This is a genomic window from uncultured Ruminococcus sp. (assembly GCF_934476685.1).
GTDB lineage: Bacteria > Bacillota > Clostridia > Oscillospirales > Ruminococcaceae > Hominimerdicola.
Window position 1 is genome coordinate 1 of sequence record NZ_CAKSNX010000043.1, and the last position, 2,880, is coordinate 2,880.

4 protein-coding genes are annotated in these 2,880 nt (G+C 49.1%); all 4 read right to left on the minus strand.

The window, feature by feature from the left end:
• On the minus strand, nucleotides 1–593 hold a 593-nt coding region (locus tag Q0E19_RS11780), incomplete at its 3' end, for a hypothetical protein (RefSeq protein WP_294409730.1).
• Nucleotide 594: 1 nt separating this feature from the next.
• Nucleotides 595–1,377 carry a hypothetical protein gene (locus tag Q0E19_RS11785; protein WP_294409731.1) on the minus strand — a complete coding sequence of 261 codons (783 nt, stop codon included), beginning with the start codon at nucleotides 1,375–1,377 and terminating at the stop codon, nucleotides 595–597.
• On the minus strand, nucleotides 1,370–1,936 hold the full coding sequence (locus Q0E19_RS11790) for a hypothetical protein (protein ID WP_294409733.1): 567 nt from the start codon (nucleotides 1,934–1,936) through the stop codon (nucleotides 1,370–1,372). The genes Q0E19_RS11785 and Q0E19_RS11790 overlap by 8 nt, the downstream gene beginning before the upstream one ends.
• Before the next feature lie 17 nt (nucleotides 1,937–1,953).
• Nucleotides 1,954–2,880 (minus strand): hypothetical protein (locus tag Q0E19_RS11795; RefSeq protein ID WP_294409735.1); only part of this gene is annotated, 927 nt, incomplete at its 5' end.

Sequence of the window (2,880 nt, forward strand, 5' to 3'; positions counted from 1 at the left end):
GTGGGGGTGACGTAAAGGTCGGGGCAGTAGTCATCAACGCCTGAGCAGACCACATTTACTATGGACGTGTACGGCAGTTCAAACGGCAGCACAATCGTTGTCTGAGCGGCGACCTTGCTCATCTCGGTGCTTTCAGATGTGGCGCACCAGCCTGCCTTGTAAATGGTGGTCGAGCCGACTGCAAGTGCGTCGGGATCTATGCAGACCGCTGTCTTGCCCTTGTTGGTCTTGGTGATAAATATGCCGTATGGTCTTGACTTTGCGTTGTTGCTCATCTGCTTTATTTTCAGCGCACAGCCTGCTCCTGCGGTCGTTACTACACTTATCATATAGCTGGATTGAGTGGCAATTTGGAACACCTGCGTTACATTATCACCGCTGAGAGTGACAGACGTTAGTTTTACACCCGAAGATGTCGCCGCTCCGCTGAATGTCAGCAGAGGGTTTTCCCCGTCCATACACCGGAGCGTAAGCTTGTCCTCGCTCAGCACATAGCTTGTGAAATACTCTGCCGCAGTAGTTTCAAGCACCACTTTCAGAGTTTCAAAGTGCGCCGCCGTTGTGTCTGTGACGCTGTATCTTTTTACTGACATATTATTCCTCCTTCATTGTTATCTCACATATTACATAGCAGAATTGGCTTTTACTGCACACAAAGGTGGGCGAAAATGCGTCTGCAAAGTAGATATCCCATATGGTGGCAAGATAGGTCGTGTCGATTATTCCGCAGTCGGGCAGGTCCTTGACCGTCAGAACATTTTTCTCTGCCCCCTGCTGGAGAAAATACAGCCGCCTTTTACCTGCTGTGCCTGCCTCAGCTGTGTATGTATAGCTGCTAGATGATGTGCCTGCATTCTTTATCACCTCTATGGATCCTGCTCCGTAAAGGCAGAAAACATGGGCATAGAACAAGCTGCCTGTTTTGAGCTGCGTTATGGTAACGGTATGCTCACCTGCGCTGACAGGCTTGGTGTATATGTCCATAACGGTGAAATAGTTCATCAGCGACCCCGATCTTGCCGTCCTTGTCCAGCCGTCCCCAGACAAAGAAATTTCGTTGGAATCAAGTGCGCCGTACTGCACCGCCGCCACAAGCAGACCGCTTTTCTGTGCATTGACCGTCAAAGTCGTACCCACTGCGCCCTGCCCCGTATCGTATACCCATTCCTGCGGTGGTATGTAATCAGCCGTTTCGGCAACAGGTGCAGGGGTGGAGATAGTGAGGAGAGTTGGGACGGCGGGGGTGGTTTGGGAACCGCCTGCCGACTGAGCGATAGCAGCGTCTATCATATCCATATTGCCGTTAAAGTCGGCAATGTCGAACCTGTCTGTCCTTGCAGGTTTCTTGAATCCGTAATTTTCTGTGTAATCAGCCAATCTGTCCGCCTCCTGAATTTTTGCCTATTATTAAATAGTATACTTTGAAAGCATACGTTCCGCCCTGATCTGAGGTGTGTTCAAGGTAAGCCTCCCAGTCTATGTCATTGCCGTTCACCTTGTAACCGAAACTCTGTGACTTGAAATGCTTTTTGTTCCAGTCGCAGATCATAAAGACAGTAGGATTTGTCAGTCCCGCAGGGATAACATTTTTCAGCGTGTTATAGCTCCACTGCTGTCCGTTATCCGCATTTACGGTCATATTCAGTGTGAACGAACCCCACTTCATCACCAGTGGGAAAAAGCGTGAGATTATTTTGTTAAGCTCCACCGCCGACTTGTAATTGAACACCGCTCTGCCGCCGTCCAGAAGCGAATCTATATCTTCCCCAGAATATCTCAGCTCATATTCTTCCTCATCTGCAAGAGCCTGCAAAGCGGCTATCTGCTGTGCCATAAGTGCAGTCTGTTCCTGCAATGCCGCAAGCTGTTCTTCTACTGTGGGTGTTTCCGTGTCCTGTGTATCATCTGCATTTATGATATCATTTTCATCTGCCATTTTTATCACCTCTAAAATTATATCTGTTCCTCAACGGAAAGTCCTGCCGCCGAGATATCAGCACTCAGACCGCCGTCAAAATCAAAGCTGAGATCTGTGATAGGTATATCAAAAGTATCTCCGCCGCTGTCATAGGTCACAACATCGCCTATATCAAAACGTGGGTCGCCAAGGCGGTGGAAAAGCTCCGTTGTATACCACGAAAATCCGCCTATCCTGTGCCATAGTGACTGAAGGAGAGAGCTTGTCATATACGGATTTTCAAACTCCAGCACCCGTCCTGTCGTGCCTGAGGTCACGCCCTGTTTAAGCGTCTGATCGCTGTTCACTTTGCATAGTATTCCGACTATCACGTTCTTTCGTTCACTCAGCACAGGCACGTCTATGGTGTTATTATCCAGCAGCTTGACAGAACTGCCGTACCACTTGCGGACGTACTTCCCGAACCTGTTGACGAAGCCGAACTCACCCTGCGCAGAGGCTATATATCCAAGCATTTGCCGCATGGTGGCTTTTTCGGGGATATGGTCTATCATAAAATCAAAGTTCGCTGTTTTAAGTCTGATATGACCTTTGCCGTAGAGCCTTGCACCGCCCTTTGCTCTGAGTTTCGCAGGCTTTGTGTAGTCGTTGCCGTTTTCAAGTCCAAGCTGCTTGCATATATCGTCCTCGACAGCTTTGCTCCACGCAGGCAGGCGGACAGAGGGGGTATATATCCTGTCGGAAAAATACAGCCTGTCTGCGAAAGTCAGCGAAGTGCTGTCCCCCGACTTTTTAGAGCGGACGCATATAAATCTGCCCATTGGTATCTTTTCGCCGCCAAGGATATTTCCGAGCCTGCTTATCTGCTGAGAAGTGAGCTTAGAAAGTTCAGCATAGGTATAGTTTTCGAGGTCGGCATAGGTCGTATCACCGTGTCCGTAGTCTGCTAGATAGAGATACAG

Coding starts and splice junctions, on each gene's coding strand:
- Q0E19_RS11790 (WP_294409733.1), bottom strand. CDS start 1,936: ATGGCAGATGAAAATGATATCATAAATGCAGATGATACACAGGACACG.